General features: G+C 37.8%; 16 protein-coding genes. 8 read left to right on the top strand and 8 right to left on the bottom strand.

What is annotated here, in order from left to right; genetic code table 11:
* Positions 1–206 precede the first annotated feature (206 nt).
* Complete coding sequence (locus tag I2483_RS16690; protein WP_346267746.1) at positions 207–2,156, bottom strand: alkaline phosphatase family protein; 1,950 nt, start codon at positions 2,154–2,156, stop codon at positions 207–209.
* 338 nt (positions 2,157–2,494) lie between these two features.
* Positions 2,495–4,096 carry a BCCT family transporter gene (locus I2483_RS16685; protein WP_207278220.1) on the bottom strand — a complete coding sequence of 534 codons (1,602 nt, stop codon included), beginning with the start codon at positions 4,094–4,096 and terminating at the stop codon, positions 2,495–2,497.
* Between the two features lie 720 nt (positions 4,097–4,816).
* Here I2483_RS16685 and I2483_RS16680 point away from each other — a divergent pair.
* Together I2483_RS16680 and I2483_RS16675 are read left to right on the top strand one after the other, a co-directional pair.
* A complete protein-coding gene (locus I2483_RS16680; RefSeq protein ID WP_207278219.1) occupies positions 4,817–5,137 on the top strand; it encodes a PadR family transcriptional regulator in 321 nt (106 codons plus the stop codon).
* Positions 5,130–6,329: a DUF2812 domain-containing protein gene (locus I2483_RS16675; protein ID WP_207278218.1), complete on the top strand. Its 1,200-nt coding sequence runs from the start codon at positions 5,130–5,132 to the stop codon at positions 6,327–6,329. The genes I2483_RS16680 and I2483_RS16675 overlap by 8 nt, the downstream gene beginning before the upstream one ends.
* 346 nt (positions 6,330–6,675) lie before the next feature.
* On the opposite strand, the gene I2483_RS16670 is transcribed toward I2483_RS16675, so the two are convergent.
* The gene (locus I2483_RS16670) at positions 6,676–7,146 is read right to left on the bottom strand and encodes a peptide-methionine (S)-S-oxide reductase (protein ID WP_207278217.1); all 471 of its coding nucleotides are present in this window, start codon (positions 7,144–7,146) and stop codon (positions 6,676–6,678) included.
* Positions 7,147–7,570: 424 nt separating this feature from the next.
* On the opposite strand from I2483_RS16670, the gene I2483_RS16665 reads away from it, so the two are divergent.
* Both I2483_RS16665 and I2483_RS19495 read left to right on the top strand, forming a co-directional pair.
* Entirely contained in the window at positions 7,571–7,834 is a 264-nt protein-coding gene (locus tag I2483_RS16665; RefSeq protein WP_207278216.1) for an amidohydrolase family protein, read from the top strand.
* 185 nt (positions 7,835–8,019) lie between these two features.
* Positions 8,020–8,148: a hypothetical protein gene (locus tag I2483_RS19495; RefSeq protein WP_255550492.1), complete on the top strand. Its 129-nt coding sequence runs from the start codon at positions 8,020–8,022 to the stop codon at positions 8,146–8,148.
* A 764-nt stretch (positions 8,149–8,912) separates the two neighbouring features.
* Here I2483_RS19495 and I2483_RS16660 read toward each other — a convergent pair.
* The 4 genes from I2483_RS16660 to I2483_RS16645 form a co-directional block, all read right to left on the bottom strand.
* A complete protein-coding gene (locus I2483_RS16660) occupies positions 8,913–10,304 on the bottom strand; it encodes a polysaccharide deacetylase family protein (protein ID WP_207278215.1) in 1,392 nt (463 codons plus the stop codon).
* 261 nt (positions 10,305–10,565) lie between these two features.
* Positions 10,566–11,873, bottom strand: a complete 1,308-nt coding sequence (locus I2483_RS16655; RefSeq protein ID WP_207278214.1) for a Spo0B domain-containing protein — start codon at positions 11,871–11,873, stop codon at positions 10,566–10,568.
* An 830-nt stretch (positions 11,874–12,703) separates the two neighbouring features.
* Entirely contained in the window at positions 12,704–13,402 is a 699-nt protein-coding gene (locus I2483_RS16650) for an ankyrin repeat domain-containing protein (RefSeq protein WP_207278213.1), read from the bottom strand.
* A gap of 4 nt (positions 13,403–13,406) precedes the next feature.
* Positions 13,407–14,375, bottom strand: coding sequence for a glycine-rich domain-containing protein (locus tag I2483_RS16645; RefSeq protein ID WP_207278212.1), 969 nt, complete (start codon positions 14,373–14,375; stop codon positions 13,407–13,409).
* A gap of 426 nt (positions 14,376–14,801) precedes the next feature.
* Between I2483_RS16645 and I2483_RS16640 the strand changes: the two genes are divergently transcribed.
* The 4 genes from I2483_RS16640 to I2483_RS16625 all read left to right on the top strand — a co-directional run bounded on the left by I2483_RS16640 (position 14,802) and on the right by I2483_RS16625 (position 18,146).
* Positions 14,802–16,052 carry an amidohydrolase family protein gene (locus I2483_RS16640; RefSeq protein ID WP_207278211.1) on the top strand — a complete coding sequence of 417 codons (1,251 nt, stop codon included), beginning with the start codon at positions 14,802–14,804 and terminating at the stop codon, positions 16,050–16,052.
* Positions 16,053–16,517: 465 nt separating this feature from the next.
* Positions 16,518–16,883 carry a winged helix-turn-helix transcriptional regulator gene (locus I2483_RS16635; protein WP_186672890.1) on the top strand — a complete coding sequence of 122 codons (366 nt, stop codon included), beginning with the start codon at positions 16,518–16,520 and terminating at the stop codon, positions 16,881–16,883.
* A complete protein-coding gene (locus I2483_RS16630; RefSeq protein WP_207278210.1) occupies positions 16,867–17,793 on the top strand; it encodes a DsbA family protein in 927 nt (308 codons plus the stop codon). The genes I2483_RS16635 and I2483_RS16630 overlap by 17 nt, the downstream gene beginning before the upstream one ends.
* Before the next feature lie 44 nt (positions 17,794–17,837).
* Positions 17,838–18,146 (top strand): monooxygenase, encoded by a 309-nt coding sequence (locus I2483_RS16625; protein ID WP_207278209.1) that lies wholly within the window; start codon positions 17,838–17,840, stop codon positions 18,144–18,146.
* Between the two features lie 93 nt (positions 18,147–18,239).
* On the opposite strand, the gene I2483_RS16620 is transcribed toward I2483_RS16625, so the two are convergent.
* Complete coding sequence (locus tag I2483_RS16620; protein WP_207278208.1) at positions 18,240–18,788, bottom strand: ECF transporter S component; 549 nt, start codon at positions 18,786–18,788, stop codon at positions 18,240–18,242.
* Between the last annotated feature and the right edge of the window lie 108 nt (positions 18,789–18,896).

The raw sequence follows: 18,896 nt of genomic DNA, 5'->3' as shown, positions 1-18,896 counted from the left end.
AGCTTCAATTAGCCGCAACAGCGTAATCGTCTATTTCATTCGTTTTTTTAAGAAATCATTTCAAATTCTGTTTCTTTATGATTTTTTAAAAGTACGCATTATGAAATTGATTCACATACGTAAAAATTATGCCTGCTCCCAACACTAATTGGGGGCAGGCATTTTAGTTAAAGATATCAAAACGTATAGAATTTGACTACTAATCACTAATTCCTTTCAGCCTCAATCATTTCCGCAATAACCTTCCCATCAATGAAATCAGGTGCTTTAATATCCATTAACTGATACAAGGTAGGGGCGATGTCTAGTGTGGATACTTTTTCTGTAATCTTCACTTTTGAATAAGTACCGCCTGTCACATACAAAATAGGGCGTAATTCGATCCGCTCCGGATCGCCACCGTGACTTCCACGGTCCGCTGCTATTTTGACTGCTGATCCGACATCATCTTGGCCGATGTAATAGCCTTGTTTCGCAATAAGCAATACGTCACCCGCCTGTTCGTGTTGAAGAATTTCCAAGTCCTGATCCTGATCCCCTGCTGCAACTACTTTTTCAAAGGGGCTCTCTTTCGATCCAACCAACACTTGAAATAAAGATCGTTCATCGTCATTATGGCTATTTTCACGCTGCCTATGATATAAATACTTGAATCTGTTGATAAAAGAGGGCTCTGTCGCTTTGAATTCTGTAAAGATATCCATAATTTCCTTTTGAACGTCGGGGAACTCCTCTTCAGAAACGATACCGTTCCGTTCTCTATCCTTTAAATTAATGTAAATATGTGCAATGGCACCACTTGCGACAGCGAATGCTTTGGATTTTTTAGAATCCACTTTGCCGTCTTTATCTAGTTTTAAAAGACCGGCTTGCTCAAGTTCATGATTTGGCGAAATCTTCGTGTGAACGGGTTCCATGCCGTGATCCGAAACGATTAAAAGTCGATCGTTGTCGGTCATTGTCTCTAAAACAGTGCCAATTGTTCGGTCGGCGAGCTTATAGGACCAAGTAATGTACGCCATAAACTTTTCTGACTTTTTCTTCGTATAACCCGGCTGCCTTGGATCTACCAATAAGTATTTATGCTCTTCATGGTCAATTTGGGGATAATAAAAGAAAAGTATATCGGGTTTGTATTGCTCTTTAATATAAAGGGATACATCGGTTGTCCACTTTGCAAAACGTTCATGGATGACCTCGTATTCGTGGCGTGTAATCCAACCCTTTTCAAGAGCCTTATCGTCGTACTCAACGGGAAGAAACCCAAACTTCGATGCAATATTTTTTTGAAATTGTTCCGGTCCATGTAGGACTGCTGACGTGACAGCGGTCCTATAAAGTTTAACGTCTTTAAGCGTAGGATCCACATCTTTTAGCTTGAATGACAAGCCGGCAAGGTGATTCGTATTGATGGGAAATGAAATTGAACCCCAATCGTTTTCTGAAATCGTATCGATCAAAAGACCGTTTTTCTTCGTATAAAAATAAAAAGTATCATAATCCGTTTTTTTGTTGTCTGTAGAATCTAAGGCTAAAATATAGATTTCCTGATCAACTGTTTCTTTAAGTTTCAGTGTAAGGGTTGCTTCTTTTACAGGACTAAAACTTTTGGGAAGTTCTGTCCACTCAGTAGGTAACTTGAATTTAAGTTTATCCAAAGCGCTATCAGCCCAAGTTGTGCCGTAATAAACGGCGTATGTGGCTTTATTTCCCTCCGTGGGATTCGAACCTGGAAAGAGAACAGTAGCCGTTGTTTTTTCTTGTTCCCTTGCTTCAGCCCAAATCGGTGTAGCATCAATTGGTGAGAAAAATGCGCTTTTATTATCAGCTAAATCCATGTTGGGCATACGCAGGTGATTACTAATCATGCCCGTAATTCCAGGCTTTGCTCCAGTGGAGATCGCCGCGTGGGAAGCCGCCGTTAAAGAAGGGTAAATCGTTCGAATATCCTCAGCCACAAGGCCGTTATTTTCCACCTTCTTAAAGTTCGGCAGCACTCCTTCCTCTATGTAGTTTTCTGTGAAATCGTGACGCATTCCGTCAAATGAAATGACCATATATGTAGGGCTGTCCAGATTATTTGCAGAAGATGAATGCGGAAAAATTAGTTGCGTGACTAAAACTAGTAAAATGAATGAAGTTAATTTCACGCTCACTTTCAAAGTTATGCACCTCTTTCGTTGTAAGTAGATTCCTAGTGCCTATACCCTTTATTGGAATAAGCAAAACCTATGAGAATAGAGCAAAGTAGTGATCCTATTGACCAGTACACGAAGTGCTAAAGCTTTGTGAGACGTAAGAATAGAGGGACATCTAACAGGGTAAAAGCCGCCAAAGATGCAATTTTGGCGGCTGAAACTTTCTATAGGTTTGCTCTTTTTTACTAGTCTCTTATACAGAACCTTGAGTTGTCATAATTCAACCGTGAACAGGCACCCAACAAAATGCCTGCCCCCAAGACTAATTGGAGGCAGGCACTTTAGTTTGGAGTGAATTACTTCTTCTGCTGGTTCCTTCTCTTAGAGGATGGCGGTATTGCCCTGTCCGTTCCAGCTTTTTTCTTTACTTGTCGTTCAACCTGTTCAAAACTTCTTATATCTACAGGTCGAACTGTAATAGGTTCGTTTTTTAACAATTTACTCATTCCGAATACAAGCAGAAGAAGGAGTACTGTGAATGGTAATGCTGCCACAAGTGATGCTGATTGCAGCGCTTCCAGACCACCTGCATACAATAATACTGCCGCAATGGCGGACATGAGGAACCCCCAAACCATTTTAACAACTAATGGAGGCAGTAGACTTCCGTTTGTTGTCATGCTGGCAAGGATGTATGTAGCCGAATCTGCGGAAGTCACTAGGAATGTAAATATTAAGAGAATCGCCAACGCGGACATGAGTCCCGTGAATGGCATATGTTGAAACGTTTCAAAAATTGCAGATGTGACATCTGCGTCGACAGCTTCAGCAATTTTTGTGCCGTTATTCAAATCGCTGTAAAGCGCAGTTCCACCCAGTGTAGCAATCCACATACATGCAAACACTGGCGGAAGAACCATTACGCCAATGATAAATTCTCGAATCGTTCTTCCTTTCGATACGCGTGCAACGAATGCACCTACGAAAGGGGACCATGCAATCGTCCATGCCCAATAAAATATCGTCCAATCCCGTATCCAGGTGCCTCCTTGATAGGGCTGTAATCGAAAGCTATATTGGATAAAGTTTGTTATATAATCACCAATCGCCAATGTAAAACTTTCTAAAATGAATACTTTTGGGCCAACAATGAAAAAGAATGCTAGCATTGCAATGGCTAGACCCAAATTAAAGTTCCCCAAGTATCGAATGCCTTTATTCAAACCACTTAAAGAAGACAGCATATAGGATATGAAGACGACTAAAATGATGATTAGCTGAACTCTAAACGAGCTCTTTATGTTGAAAACGGACTCAAGCCCGCCACTCATTTGCAAGATACCGAGACCCAGTGACGTGGCAATTCCCATGACAGTCGCAATAACCGCGAAGGAATCGATTCCAATCTTCACTTTTTTGTTTTTTCCTAGTAACGGTTCCAAAGCGGTTGAAATGAGTCCATCCTTTTTCTTGCGGAACTGTAAAAAACCAATGACTAAACCCACGATACCGAAAATCGCCCATTGGGATATGCCCCAGTGAAAAAACGAATACCCCATTGCAATACGTCCAGCCTGTTCAGATTGAGACGCTATGCCACGGATTGGAGAAGTGAAAAAATGACTCATCGGTTCTGCAACACCCCAGAAAACAAGTCCGACTCCGAATCCGGCTGAGAATAGCATGCCAATCCACGTGAAAAATGGAAAGTCTGGACGTTCCTCATCTCCTCCAATCCTAATTGCTCCGTATTTACTAATCGCTAGACCGGCTAAAAATACAACGATGATGAAAACCGTGAGTAAGTAGAACCACCCAAAGTTTATCGTTGTAAAATCGTATAATACATCTGCTACATATCGGAACTTAACTGGTATTGTCGCACCTAATACTACAAGCACAAAAATTACTGACGCCGAAATTGAAAATACTGGATTCTTCCAAAACTTCTTGTCCAAAGATAATCGCCCCTTATTAAATCCTTAATAATGGTATACCCTAAATTACTAGCATTAAAAGCACATTTAGTATTATTTTAGGATCAATATGAATGACGCAATTCAGACAATTCACTAGTGTGACAGGTTTCACTAGACGTCAGGCACCTATGCACGACGATATTCCGACAATTCAATACAACTACATTTTTATAAATTTAGGTACCTGAAGTGTAGCAGATGTGTTCCACTATGAATGTCTTTGTCAAATGCACGGTAGATATTTTATTCCGTGTATAGTGCAATGTAAAACTCCTCGAGAATTCTACAAAAATAGGGCAGGAAACAAGGCGAAATAGTAGCGCGCAATACATCCGGACTGTGTTGAGCCGGTTCGTCAAATACGAATTTCTAACAAATGAATCAACCAGGGAAAATAGGTTCATGACCATTGTCATTTGTAACTCTTACTAAAGAAGCCCTCACAAACAGCTAACAACTACTAAGTACTATAAGAAAGGAAATAATATAAGAAAAGCTACTTTCTTTCAAAAAAACTGTGTCGTGGTGTGGGTATCACGGGTACTACTTTTTAACCCGAAATTTACTATGAACAAAACTAATCATCATTTACTATTTACAATAGAAATTTCATGAAGTACTATTATGCTAAACGATATATCGTTACACATAATACTGCGCGGCATAATAACTTGAAATGTGAAAGAAGGAATGTAAGTAATGGCATATAATGGGGGACCGATGACTGAAGCTATGTATTATGTGCTGCTAGCATTAATGCATCCCAACTATGGGTATCAGCTGATGCAAGCAATTACAGAAGTTTCGAATGGCAGATTAAAAATGGGCCCGGGGACACTTTACGGAGTACTCTCACGGATGCAAAAAGATGGCCTTATTTCATTAGCAGAAGATGATGGTAGAAGAAAGACCTATCAAATTACATCAGAAGGGGAGCATGCATTAAGAACAGAGTATAGTCGATTAAAATCCTTAATCCAAGACGGAAATATTTTAGAGATAGGTGATGAGAATGAATAAGACGGTTCGTAAACTTCGTCCAAGTGATTATTGGCGAATCGGTGAACATGAAAGCTGGTTTCAAGACATGGCTGCAAAGGGATTCCATCTAAAAAAGATGGGGTTACGTTTTGTTCATTTTGTTAAAGGTGAACCGGAAAAAATGAGGTATAGAATCGATATAACAATAAATAAGAGGATTACACCAGAACAGATTGAGATGTATGCGGATAGTGGATGGGATTATGTGACAGGCCATCAATATTTTCAAGTGTACGCATCACCTGTTGAACGCGGTGCACCAGAGCTACATACAGACCCTGCCGAGCAGTCTTTTACATTAAAGGCACTGGGCAAAAAATTAGTCTTTAATGCTGTTATGGTTGTTGCCGCGTTACTTTTAACGATTGGCATGTTATCTGCAATTTGGTTTCTTGATGGAACACCGACCTTTGTTTTGGTTGAGGGGTTAGTTATTCAACAAACGCTTTTATTTATTCTATTTATATATCCGGCCTATATTTCACTGCAAGCAGCCTTATCCATTCATGCTTTACGAAAAGATCTGATTGAAGGAAAATCGATTAATCATCATGCCCCATGGAAGAAGCGCTATCGATTAAATTCGGTTATCACATTCCTATTTACAATCGTTGCTGGACTTAGTGCCATCGTTCCAATCGGGCAGCTTATAAAAAGTAATACAGCAACATTGCCAGAAGCAAATCTTGACTTACCGATTGTCAGATTAGCAGATGTAGAGCAGAATCCTGCTTTGGTTCGGGGAGAAGCTTACTATATGGGAGACGATGTTGATTGGAGCAACCGCTATACGTATAATTGGAGTCCGTTAGCGCCAATCAAATATGAATCAGATGAACACGGTGTTGTTCCCGGGAAAATGTGGGGGGATGGGAGTGGTGAATATTCACCGAGTATTAACACAATGGTTTATCAGTTACGTGTACCAGCTTTAGCAGACAATCTAATTGCTGATTTAATAAAAAGATATAATTATGAATATAGCGATGATGATTTTGTTGAAACAAAGCATGCAGACCTCAACCTTTTAATCGTTCATGAGGAAGATGATTTTAAAGAAGTATTTGCTTCGAAAGGAAAAGCTGTCATATATGTTCGTTATTATGGGTATGCGGATATAAATCCAGTAATAGAAAATATAGTAGATAAGATTAAGTTAATTGCGGAGTAATACTAGAATTCGATTTGTTATTGGTTGAATAGAACTTTAACAGTGTAAGGAAAAATCAATTTAAAAGAATCACTGGATACGTTGATTGTAGAATTATTCAAAAGTTAAATAACATTATTTTACCCCCATCATCAATGAGAATGGGGGTATGCTTGTTTGATGAATAAATAATAAATAACATAATTTTAGGTAGCTACGGGGAACTATTCAGTGAATACTAAACAATTGTATGATAATGCAAAATAAATCAATACCTATGCGATTTTCTTTACTATTTGTATATTCTTTTGAATGTGTGAATTACTCGCCTTTTCGGTCTGACACAAGTGTCCCTTTTTATTCTCCCTTACTTATACCTATTTACTATTTCTTCTGGAATATGACAATAATCATTTGGACATCTAGCTAACCTATCTTGATGTTCTTCTGCACTTCTTACATAGTTTGTAAGAGGTAATACTTCAACAACTATAAGGTCATAATCATTTCTCTTACCAAGAAACGCCTTCGCCTCTTTTAAGTGTTCAGGCTTATCACTATATACGCCTGTTCTGTATTTCTCGCCAACATCCTGTCCTTGTTTATTCAAACTGTACGGATCAATGATTTCAAATAAATACCCCATTAATTCCCTGATTGTTACAACTGTCGGATCAAATCCAGTTTTTACACATTCGGCGTACCCATCATAATCACCCTCAAGTGTATGACTTGTTCCATTAGCTCTTCCTGCTTCTGTAAACTTTACTCCAGGTAACGTTTTTATAAAAGCTTGTACTCCCCATAAACATCCACCTGCAAAATATACTATTTCCATATTGACCCTCCTCTTTGTTTAATAAACCAAAAAATTTAATCCAAGTAAATAGGATGTGAAAACTGAAGTCGCTAAGTCAGCTACCTATTAAAATAATGACGAATTTTCTTCTTCCACATTATGGCGCGTATACAGAACATTTATATTGCTTAAAATTAGTCAAGTTTGTATAGCAAGTATAACATTCCCATTTTTGAAAAGTGTGTTTTTTATTCTTGATCATCAAGAAGGTATGAGGTGGTAAAGCCTTTGTCACTAGGTGGTAAAAAACATGTCACGAGTAGTACCTATCGTTTTTTGTAATCAAGACAAACACACACTTCCGCATTTGCATATAAATTAGTAAAAAGGCAGGCGGTGATGATATGGAAAAAACAAGCATCTAATCCTAGGGTGAAGTCCCCGAGATCTAGATGGTATCCGATTGAGGGACGTATTAATGTTAATTGCCCACCCATCAATGAAATTATTAAAGAATAATAACTACGATGAAAATGAGATTTTGGCATTACTGACTGCAAACCCAGCAGCACTTTTAGGTAAAAAAGATCACTTTGGGAGATTAGAACCAGGATTAGATGCCAACTTTCTAGTGGCAGAAGGTATTCCGGGTCTGGAAATTACCAGTGTTGAAAAAATCAGTAAAGTTTTCTTTCGAGGACAAAAGGTAATTGATCGTAAAAAATAAGTTAAAATCAGCCATCATCATCACCTCAATATGGACTTTTAATAAAAGGAGAGTTTAGTTTGTCTATTAAGCAGCCTGACCATGTAATTACACAGGCTTCAGTCCTGTAAAAATGAAAAGCCACTGATAATTGTTCTATCAGTGGCAGCAACTGGAACCAGATTCAATAAATAGTGGGTTATCCTTTGCGACAACTACGGGCTATGTCGATGGATGTGCTACTTGATAGGGAAGAAAAGCTTCGTGCTTCCAGGGATGAACAAAGCATAGGTCTACCAATGAAGTGGGGTAGGGGAATCAAAGAAAAAGCATGATCCTTGGATTAAAGGACCATGCTTTTTCCAATCCCCAATAAAAATGGGGTGCACTCGGAAAATTTGATAGTTTTAAATTACGCAAACTGTTCTTTCTGACGATTATTCGAAGTTCTTTCGTCTATCCAGTTCGTTACTTCTGACTCGATTAGCCCCTTTGGCCCTACAGTCGCAAGATGTTAGGTACGCGATCTGTATGTTAAAGTCAGTTATTCAATTGCACTTATAACAAAAAATGGACCATTTACTGCTTGATAACACATACTGATTTGGAACCAAAGTACAGGGTTCTTAACAAATGTACCGCTCGTCAGTAAAGCAAATTTTCCGCCAAGGCTGTGCAGTTCATCCTCAGAATCGCTCGTAGGTTACCCGTCTACGCGTTTACGCGTTTCATCCTTCGGTAGTTCCGCCTTGTAATCTAAGTATACCCAGTAGGAGATTATGATAAACCACTTTAAACCAAAAATATAAAAAAATTTTTGTTTTAAATTTTAGCTACCTATTCAGTAAAAAAAAACTCAAGTCTATAATAATATCAAGTAAATCAATATCTATACGGTTTTTCTTAGTTTTTTGTATAATTTCTTGAATGTGTATATTGATCATAATTGTTTCTGACACAGCGGTGCCTCTTTTAGTATAGCGGTTACAACAAGCCCGTTCAGTAATCCATTTGTTTCGGATGTTGATGGGACAGGTATCAATTTGTACTTCTGAAAATAAAAGCCCCTGAACATCTAGTTCAGGGGCGTAGTAACTGATTATTTTAAATCTGAAACTTTGACGAAGGTATAGCCTTCACTTTGCAAGTAGGCTAAAACTGCGTCGAGGCCGTCTGCTGTCGATTGATGGATATCATGCATAAGGATGGTACTTCCGTCTTTCGTCGCACTTTTAATTTTAGCTAGAAGTTGGTTTGGATCACGGTCTTTCCAGTCAAGTGAATCGACATTCCATAAGATGACAGGTAAGTTTGTTTGGCTGCGAACAGCCTCGTTTACTGCGCCATAAGGGGGTCTGAACTCAGTTACTTTCTGACCAGTAATATTTTCAATAATGGCAGATGTCTTGTAGATTTCATTGTGCACCTTTTCTGCGCCTAACTTTGTCAAATCAAGATGACTCCATGTATGATTTCCAAGCTCGTGGCCTGCTTCCTGTACTTTTTTTGCGATATCTGGGTTTTTTTCAACCATGCTGCCAAGCATGAAAAATGTTGCTACTGCATCGTATTTATTCAACGTCTCAAGAATTTGCATCGTCACTTTCGGGTGGGGTCCATCGTCGAATGTGAGGGCAATTTTCTTAATGCCGTTGTCATGCTCTTCTTTGGTGATTGAATTTTCGGCAGAATCTACAATTACCGATTGGAATTCCTCGGTTAGTATGTTGTTTACATCACTCAACGGAATTGCAATAACCGGTGGACCGACTTTACCTGCTGCCAATTCATATTTATCAAAATAAAAAATCAGTGATTCATCTGTGATTGCGAAATTATCGAAGTTGGCCCAGGTTGGTTCCGTCTGGATATGAACTTCTTCTGGGAAAATGTAGTCTGCGATCAATGGATCATTGTATATTGCTTCACGTACTAGGGGAGAAAGAATCTCAAGGTGTTCCGAATTGTGTCCGAGTACATCCGAGATTGTTAAACTTCCTCCTGTTTTAGGATTCAAATGGAATGATCGAATCCTAGTCTCTTCGTTAGGCTTGCCAGTTGTACGACTGTCGGTCAGAACAAAAGAATAGTTTCCTGAACGATGGGTAAGAATATCTAAAGAAATGTTCATTTTTCTTTTCAATTTACTACCGTCATGTTTATTCAAGTAACCTCGCTTTGCATCTTTTATGTAACTAGTAATAGCTTTATTGAAAGGACTATGTAAACTTTGGGGATATTGAATGGAAAATGGTGTGTATAAGTCATTCGAAGTTTCAGTACTAATTTTAATAGCTGGATAATTTGAGTCAGTAGTATCGACCACTACCGGAGCCTGAGTTGTAGTTTTTTTATTTTCAGGGGGCGAAGCAGTCTCCTTCTTGGCAGTTAGTGAAATTAAACTGATAGCGGATACGGTTAGTGCGATGATAACAATTGAAAATGTAACGTCAATCCAAAAGGAACGACGATTACGATGCGTTTTTTTCAAGTTAAAAACTCCTTTACTGTTTATAGAAAGTTAGACGGGGGAGTCTCGTTAATAGTTTTAAGAAATTATATATTTTTGTCGAAATTTATCATTAAATATACTTTGATAATATGCCACTAGCGTTACATGAACGTGAACGAGTGTTATGTCTACTAGACATGAAAACAGTTAAATAACCATTCGAATTAAGAACCCAAATAACGAGAAAAATGAAGAAACTCCCCACAACTTGCAGTAGGGAGTTTACGCTTTCATTCAAATTTACTTTATAGGGATTTCGACAAAGGCTATAGTCTCTAATTCATTTATTGAATCAATTGAGAATTTCCCGTTATAGCTATTCACAACTTCCTTCACAATAAATAAACCTTGCCCTCTTATTTTTCCTTGTTCTGCTTTTTTTGTTGTATATCCTTGTTTTAAAATATGTTCATTCTCAATAATTTTAGGCCCAGTATTCGTAATCTTAAATACATACTTCGTAACATCCGTTTTACAGCTAATTGCTATTTTACGTTCAGCTTCAGGTAATGCAATTGTTGCATCAATTGCATTATCAATCAAATTCGACAGTATTATAATTAAGTCTGTTGTTTTTATTTTATCAAATGAATCATGAGAAACCGTAAAATTCATATCAATATGATAATTTTGTGCAGCCAGTTTCTTTGTTTGCAATAGGATTGAAAGTCCAGGATGATCAATACTTAACTTTAGAGATTCTATTGGCATAACTTCTTTAGACAAAGATGATATGTATTGCTGGGCCTGCTTTGATTCCCCTAGTTGAAGTAGTCCGTGTAAAACCTGAATATGATTGGTAAAATCATGTCTTATAGAAGATATGGAAGTGATTAGCGTTTTAAGTTCAGCTTGGTATGTATCTTCTGTATACCCGACTTCCTTTGCCACTTCTTTTTGATACCATCTTTGCAATAGTAAGAAGGATCCGATAGCGACCAAAATAAAGACACCATTAAAGACGAAGAGAAGGATATTGTTTTTCAGTACTTTCCCTTTAATTTCATTAAGTGTATCAACACTAATATCGATACCTAAGTAGCCCATGATCTTTCCTGCCTCATCCTTTATAGGTACTCCAACAGAAAGATAAGAGCCATGATCGGGATCTTCAATTACATTTGTAACATATGTATTACCTTCATAGGCTCTTTTGACCTGCTTTTCGGGTACTGTACAAGGCACTCCAATATCATAGATTTCTTCTAATCCCTTGTTGAATCCGCTTATCATTACGTTCGATACTTTTGGATTATCGATTTCCAATGTATATACAAATAATGCACCCAGTTTTTCTCTAGCATCAACTAAGTAGTTTGTTAATTCCCAATAATAGTCGTTTTTCGCGGGATTATTCAAAAATTTCCGATATGTTTCTTTATCTATCGCAGTCGCAATGGATTCTGCTGCTACAAGATTTTGATTGCCGATTGACTCTTCAACCGTCTTTTTCATCTTCACGTAAGAGGTAAAGACATTTAAACTTGTAAACAACAATAACAAGACAGTAGATAATACTAAAATTAGTTTTATTTTACGGTTTTTCATTTAAACTGTACTTCCTCTACTTTTTATTGAAAGTTATGCTTATGAAATTAAGAACTTTCTTTTCAATACTAGCATTAAACTTTCATATTTTCTTGTTGACATTGCTTGTTTATCCTACTGTACTATAATCACAAAGTCCAATGTTAGCGTTCGCTGCTTGGGCTATCGAACCAGTCGCTCGGTTATTAATAGGCCTAATCACATAGTTGGCGAGATTCACGTCGAGAAAGAACTCGCCATACATTCGTAGCGAGACTTGGAGGGCTACTGGTAACATTATACTTTTAGCGTGGACAGTTAGGTAGCGGGCTGAAAGCTACATTTTTATCCTTCGTCAAAGGAAAGAAGGATAAAACCTCTCTGGAATGCGAGCGCGAACTAGTCTATTGTAGGTTGGCATTAAAGTCATCATCTTGTGTCATCAACTAAACTCTTTGTATTAATCATAGCATAACCTTCATTAATTGGATAAATCAGGGGGATAGATTGAGTGGATGGGGGAGGATTCACCGGAGAATGTCGAGACACGTTATCAAATGGTTAAAACGATATCATGAGGATTTAGACGGGAGTATTCAGTTACAGCGTGTGTATGAATTAGGGTTTCCAAAAGCGAACTTGTGAAGGATGTTTTGTGCTTGAATTTCTGGAAAACACTTAACTTATAATAAATTACCACCATTTTTGATTACATGGAAAAACCCGAATTATAAAAATAAGCGCACCATTTTGGTACGCTGTATTTCGAAAAAAAGCACAAAGAATTGCAAAGGATATTGCAGACGCTAACCTGATTTGACGTGGAGTATCTACGTGGTCGTTGTGTATTGTTACATTGCACCAGCATCCAATAATAGTTGCTCAATCTTTTTGAACCCTTTTTTTCGTGCATGTTGTAGAGGGGAGACATTATTTTTATCAGGAATAGTTATATCTGCACCGTTATCTATAAGTAATTGTACAGTTTCCTGTTGTACTTTGTTGCCATTATTTAAAATGATTGCTTCTATTAAGGCTGTCCAACCGAGATTGTTTACATGATTAACATCAATATCAGTTGAAGCGAGAAGTTCTTTGATAACGTCGAGATAGCCATGTTCGGAGGCGGGGATGAGAGCAGTTCCTCCATATCGGTTGGTAATAGTTGGGTCTGCACCGGCTTCGATTGTTAACTTTAGAATGTCTAAGTACCCCTCTGCGCCAGCATACAAGAAAGGATTGTTTTTCATGTCATCTTGGATATTGACGTCTGCACCGGCTTTAATTAAGACTTCTGCTGTGGCAACGTCATTATTATACGTAGCTAACATAATGGCAGTACGACCGTTTTCATCCTGTACGTTAATATTTGCCCCTTTAGTAATCAGTTTACTTACGGTATTTGTCTCTTTAAGTTCAACCGTATTAAGTAATTCTTGGTTCAAAGTATTTTCCTCCTTTTTCTGTTCGGTGGGCATACTCTTCCCACCTGGAACGCAACCTTGCACAATAAGAATACTTCCTACCAGCATAATCAACCACTTCTTCATATTATTACGAAGAACACCCACTACACGAGCTACAACTACTCCCAGAATCAGAGTCCCCTCCGTCCGAAGGAGCACTTGGCGTAGCTCCGGCGTCTGTTCCCACTTCAAACGAATTCACATTGGTGACAATCTCGTTCCATTCTTCTTTATAATCGAAGTCAGCTGCAAAGCCTGGAGATCCGTCTACGGAAGTACCATCCACCTTTTTCTTCTTTAATTGAACTGTGTCATAGTCATATAAGGCGAATAGTGAGGTACCATACCAATAGCCGTCTTTTCGTTTAACTCGCTTTCCTTGGTTTCCATTTGTCTTCATCGCTTGTTGTCGTGCAAATTTGAGAAAGGTAGCCAATGTATATGTCGAGGAGGCATTGGATGAGTGACGCCCAAATGACTCAATGATTCCTTTTGGATCATTCACTATACGCTCTATCCATTTTGCGTGTTCTTTCTTTTTTTGCATGAATTTCCCCCATAAATGCGAGCGGGAAGTAACGTTGAAAAAAGAAAGATATAACATGTCAAACCAAGCACGTTCAATTGGAAGAAGTGTTGGCGTTTCATGAGGGTGATGTTCAATCTGTTCACCAATAAAGTCTAAACAGAATTGATTATACAGTTCCTCTTCTTCTAAAAAGAAGTGCCAAATATCGTCTACATTTTTGGAAAACATCGGAAGTCTTTTTGAGATGCCTGCTAACAAAAGAAATTTTTTGAGTTCATACCACCGTTCTCGCAGTTCCACATCTGTTAGAGTGTGTTTTTTATTCTTTACGCGCACATTTACAGTTTTCTCAATCTTCATTGACCAGGCTCGATTGAATTGACGGAAAAATTGTTTTGTCTCTATGTCTGCCCATGGCGGAGCAGTCAATTTCTTTGAATAGAAGTATGTTCGACTCTTCATTACAAAAAAAAGGTGTGGACATACAATAACAAGAATAATACCTACAAATATTAAGTATAGTTCCATTTACTTTTCCCCCTTGCGTAATGCTGCTCTATTGTGTAAGAAGTGAATATAGAGTCTTTATATTTATAGCAATTTTACCATAAAATTCATTTGTTTGTTTATTCGGGTGCGTTTAATTTTTTATACCCGTGTGTGACACTATTCTGTGAATATAAAACGACTGTATAATAATACAAAATAAATCAATTCCTATGCGGTTTTTCTTTATTTTTAGTATGATAATTCCAATGTGTGAATTGTCCGTCTTTGGTTCTGGCACAGGTACCTCTCACTATTTTTAAGCACATTTAGCAAAGGTATAATATTTAAAATAACGAAGGATAAACAAGCCTAATTCCTCCTTCTTTCATGTTGTCATTGGTATGATGGCTAAGATTGCAATATAACAATGCATCGTATTAGAATGAGTAAAGGAGTGATGTATAAATGAAGAAATTTATTAATGCGAATATCTATGGGGATCCAGAATCCCATGAATTTTTAGTGGAAAACGGTCAGTTTAAAGCAATCGGTAATGATTTAAACCACGCAGGTGAAGTGATCGATTTACAAGGTTGTTTGGTGTTGCCCCCTTATGTTGACCCTCATTTACACTTAGATTATATCTTTTCAGGGCTAGGAGAAGGAAATGCGAATGTTTCGGGTACGTTATTTGAAGGGATACAGCGTTGGAGTGATAATAAGAAATCATTGACTGAAGAAATGGTGCGTGGACGTGCGATTAAAGGAATTCAAAAAGAATTGAGTAAAGGCGTTCAATTCATTCGTACCCATGTAGATATTACTGATCCTAATTTAACAGGGATGAAAGCTTTAATTAAACTGCGCGAAGAATTGAAAGATATCGTTACATTACAACTTGTAGCATTTCCTCAGGAAGGGTTCTTCAGATACGAAGGTGCAGAACGTTTAATGGAAGAAGCACTTAAAATGGGTGCTGACGTAGTAGGAGGAATTCCACACTTTGAAATATCTTATGAACATGGTGTTGAATCTTTGAAGCGTATTGTCGATATGGCAATAAAAAATAATGTGATGATTGATATTCACTGTGATGAAAACGATGATCCAAATAGTCGGTTTTTAGAAGTGTTAAATGCGCTTGTTATGGAAAAAAACTATGGTGAATATACAACAGCAAGTCATACATGTAGCTTCGGTTCAGTTGATAACAGTTATGCAAATAAAATGTTAGGTTTATTTAAAGAATCAAAAATCAACTTTATTTCTTGTCCAACTGAAAACGCACATTTACAAGGACGTGGCGACAGTTATCCTAAACGTCGTGGCTTAACACGAGTAAAAGAGTTATTAAACAATGGAAATAATGTAGCATTTGCCCAAGATTCAATTGCGGATTACTGGTATCCATTAGGCAATGGAAATATGATGAATATTTTAGACAATGGTATCCATTTAGCACATTATACACACATTGATGAAATCAATAAGGCGTTCAACCTGATCACATACCACGGTGCAAACCTTATGAGAGTTAACGATGAGTATGGAATTGAAGTGGGAAAACCAGCTAACTTTATCGTTTTAGATGCACAAGATACTTATGAAGCAATTCGTGAGCGTGCAGAAGTAATTGCGTCAATTCGCAATGGTAACTATCTGTTTAGACGTGAACCACGAAAAAATGAAATAGAAATAGATTTCTTAAAACAATAATAAGATTCCTTGATCGTTGCTAACTATTTTAATCGTAATTGTCAAATAACGGCCATCCATATAACAGGTGGCCGTTATTTGACGATTGCTTTTCTATTTCTTTTGTCTATATGTACCCTAACCGATTTTCAACTTCCATTGCTGCTAGTTTCGGCTCATCCTCTTTTTAAAACCTCTTTATTTGATTTGTCTAGGTTTATTGGTGATAGGGTAGTTCGGCAATAATCGGGAATAGCTAGTATGCATACTAGGTAAGTCTGCTCAGTAAACTATCCTCCACCGATTTTGTATCAAATGGTGCTTTTGTTAGATACTTAAGACTGAAAAACAGTTTTGGGTTGTTCCTTCCATATCTTTTGATACGAACATGTTTGTTTGAATGGCAGACACCCTATGTATAATATTTATACTTGATATACTAATTATACTCGTTTATACTTAAAGTAATAGTTGGAGGTGTTACTTATTAAAGTATGTCCTTATTTAGAATCCAGCTTCGAGATTTTGGGAAGGCGTTGGAATGGGCTTATTATTCATTACTTATCAAATTGTCCCAATTTCACTGCTCATTTTTCTCAAATGAAGCGCGATTTAAACGATATTACCCCTCGGTCACTTTCGTTGAAATTGACCGAGCTTACTGAATGTGACTTAGTGGAAAAAATAGTGACAGCAGGAACTCCCGTTATAATTACGTATCATCTAACTGAAAAAGGACAACAACTTGCAATTGCCCTACAGCCAATACAAGCGTGGGCACAACAAAATATTGAACTTGATTTGTCCAATCACCATAAAGAAAAGGGGAATATAAATGGAAACGAAAAATAACATGATTTGTGATTTAGAAACTGGCATATGTGGGCCAGGTGGGGACGACACTGCCACAATGGAGTTTATCGATTTGTCGACACAGAAAAAAAAGGTTGAACTTTATTACGTAACGGATCCAATCTGTTCGCATTGCTGGGCATTAGAACCGGTCCTTCGAAAGTTTGTCGATCAGTACGGGCACTATTTTAATATGCACACGCTTATGGGCGGGTTGCTTGAAAATTGGGATGGCTTCACAGACGCGAGCAATGGCATTTCTAGTCCATCAGATGTTGCTGGTCATTGGAGAGAAGTCGGTGAACACTCCCGCATGCCGATTGATGGAACTGTTTGGTACGATAATCCAATCGAGTCGTCTTTTATCCCTTCCCGAGTGTATAAGGTAATTCAAGAAAAAAGTCCTGAGCTAGCAAACACATTTTTACGACGTGCACGAGAAGAGGTTTTTGCTTTTAATAAAAACATTGCACGAGATGAAATTTTAATTAATCTTGTCAATCAAGTTGGGCTTGATGGAGAAGAAATCCTTAATCAATCAAAGCTTCCAGAAGCAAATACGTCATTACATGAAGACTTCCAACTCGTCCGTGAGTTAGGTGTCCGCGGATTCCCAACAATCGTCATGGTAAATGAAGAGCAAAAAGGGGTTCGAATCGTGGGTGCCCGGACTTTTGAGGAATACACCAATGCACTCCAACAATTACTACCAAATGAAACGTTAAATCCGAAGCAATTAACCAATTTAGCTCAATTACTTGGCAAAGAAAAATTATTATTTTCACGCGAAATTGAAGAATATTATTCAATTGAGGAAAAAGATGTGACTCCATTTATTCAAAAGCAGTTGTCACAAGATGTTTATGAAACAAATGAAATCCTTGGCGAGCAATACATTCAAGTAAAATAACTGTGGTAGACGAGTAAGTATTAAAATGAAAAAGGAGACTTGAAATGACTTATTTATTACAAGTAGATTTCCAAATGGAAGGTCCATTTGGAGAAGAAATGTCAAAAGGCTTTGCTGAATTGGCTCAAAGCATTAATGATGAGCCAGGTATGATCTGGAAAGTTTGGACAGAAGATGCGGCGGCAAAAGAAGCTGGAGGCGTCTATTTATTCGAAACAAAAGAAACGGCCCAAGCCTATTTAGAAATGCACTCGGCCCGGTTAACGTCTTTCGGGATTCAATCTATTCGTGGCAAGATTTTCGAGATTAATGTGCCATTATCTATGATTAACAATGGTCCAATCGAAAAATAAATTATAATAACAACAAAATCGACTTTCCAATGGAGAGTCGATTTTGTTGTATACGATATAGAAAGAGGTGATGGCGTGTTTCTGTTGGACGTATTAAAATTTCTTTTTAAAGTATGATGTTTTTTTCAGCGCGATACATACTGGAATCGCGATAAGCAAACCTACAACGTTTTGGATGATGTCTCCAGGAATTGATGCCAAAGGAGCAATCCAACTTTTGAACATAATCGCTTGCCCGATATAGTATACTGCAATCATCACGGGCATTGAAACAACTGCTCCCAAAATGTTTAACCCAATGTTGTCGCCTCTATGGCCCTTAGACCAAGCGATTTTACCGACGATTAGGCCTTGTATTGCGCGGGAAATAATTGTCGTTGGTGCCCAAATTGCCCAGCCACCTAAGATATCGAATAAGCCCATCCCGATTGCTCCAGCAAGTGCCCCTTTTTTAGGACCGAATAAAATCGCTGCGATGAAAAGCACAGATGTCCCTAAGTGAATCAGTCCACCTTGCCCAAATGGTAATTTAATATTAATCATTGTTGCGGTGAAAATAAGTGCTGCTAAAATTGCGGTAATGACTAAATCAAATGTTTTCGTTCGTGGTTTTGTATAGACTTGATTTTGTATATGTTGCATCTGCATCTTCCTCACTTTAATGAATTTTTTAATTGCTTTAACTTTAGCAAAGTGCTGACTATTGTTAAAGTGCCAATTTCATTAAAATGTAAGGGGTCAGATTGTTTT

Source organism: Sporosarcina sp. E16_3, assembly GCF_017347125.1.
In the GTDB taxonomy this organism is placed as follows: Bacteria; Bacillota; Bacilli; order Bacillales_A; family Planococcaceae; genus Sporosarcina.
This window is presented reverse-complemented; position numbering and strand designations above follow the sequence as displayed.

Excerpts from the sequence above, each read along its gene's own strand:
- I2483_RS16680 (WP_207278219.1), top strand. The coding sequence starts at position 4,817 with ATGGCATATAATGGGGGACCGATGACTGAAGCTATGTATTATGTGCTG.
- I2483_RS16675 (WP_207278218.1), top strand. The coding sequence starts at position 5,130 with ATGAATAAGACGGTTCGTAAACTTCGTCCAAGTGATTATTGGCGAATC.
- I2483_RS16670 (WP_207278217.1), bottom strand. The coding sequence starts at position 7,146 with ATGGAAATAGTATATTTTGCAGGTGGATGTTTATGGGGAGTACAAGCT.
- I2483_RS16655 (WP_207278214.1), bottom strand. The coding sequence starts at position 11,873 with ATGAAAAACCGTAAAATAAAACTAATTTTAGTATTATCTACTGTCTTG.
- I2483_RS16650 (WP_207278213.1), bottom strand. The coding sequence starts at position 13,402 with ATGAAGAAGTGGTTGATTATGCTGGTAGGAAGTATTCTTATTGTGCAA.
- I2483_RS16645 (WP_207278212.1), bottom strand. The coding sequence starts at position 14,375 with ATGGAACTATACTTAATATTTGTAGGTATTATTCTTGTTATTGTATGT.
- I2483_RS16640 (WP_207278211.1), top strand. The coding sequence starts at position 14,802 with ATGAAGAAATTTATTAATGCGAATATCTATGGGGATCCAGAATCCCAT.
- I2483_RS16630 (WP_207278210.1), top strand. The coding sequence starts at position 16,867 with ATGGAAACGAAAAATAACATGATTTGTGATTTAGAAACTGGCATATGT.
- I2483_RS16625 (WP_207278209.1), top strand. The coding sequence starts at position 17,838 with ATGACTTATTTATTACAAGTAGATTTCCAAATGGAAGGTCCATTTGGA.
- I2483_RS16620 (WP_207278208.1), bottom strand. The coding sequence starts at position 18,788 with ATGCAACATATACAAAATCAAGTCTATACAAAACCACGAACGAAAACA.